Raw genomic sequence first — 531 nt, forward strand, 5'->3', positions numbered from 1 at the left:
CCGCCAGCGCCACATGGTCCAGCCCGAGCAGCCCTTCAGGCCGCTGCCCGGCGCTGTGCCAGCCATTCACCGCCAGGTGGTGGTGGTAGCCGCCGCTGGCCAGGAAGCGGGCGCGCGGCCGCGCATGCGTCTCCTCCAGGCCGAGCCCTTCGTAGAAGGCGGCGGTGGCGGGGATGTCGCCGCCGCGCAGATGCACATGGCCGATGCGCACCCCCGGCGGCGGCGCCGCCCGCGGCGCCTCGGCCAGCAGCGCCGGCAGGTCCAGCCGGCTGGTCCCCATGCCGATGCGCTCGCCGGCGCCGGGGCGCGGCCAGCCGGCGCGCGGCCGGTCGGCATAGACCTCGATGCCGTTGCCCTCGGGGTCGCTCAGATACAGCGCATCGCTGACGCCATGGTCCGAGGCGCCCTCCAGCGCCACGCCGAGCGCGGCGGCATGCCGCAGCCAGCCGGCCAGCGCGGCGCGGGAGGGCAGCAGGAAGGCGGTGTGGAACAGGCCGGGCTCGTCGCCCCGCTCGGCGCGGGCCTGCGGCG

The 531-nt window shown here is 77.8% G+C and carries 1 protein-coding gene; it reads right to left on the reverse strand.

The window, feature by feature from the left end; translation table 11 throughout:
- Positions 1-531 (reverse strand): VOC family protein (locus tag HMPREF0731_RS22870; RefSeq protein WP_007006662.1); only part of this gene is annotated, 531 nt, incomplete at both ends.

Origin of the sequence: Pseudoroseomonas cervicalis ATCC 49957, from assembly GCF_000164635.1 — a bacterium.
In the GTDB taxonomy this organism is placed as follows: domain Bacteria; phylum Pseudomonadota; class Alphaproteobacteria; order Acetobacterales; family Acetobacteraceae; genus Pseudoroseomonas; species Pseudoroseomonas cervicalis.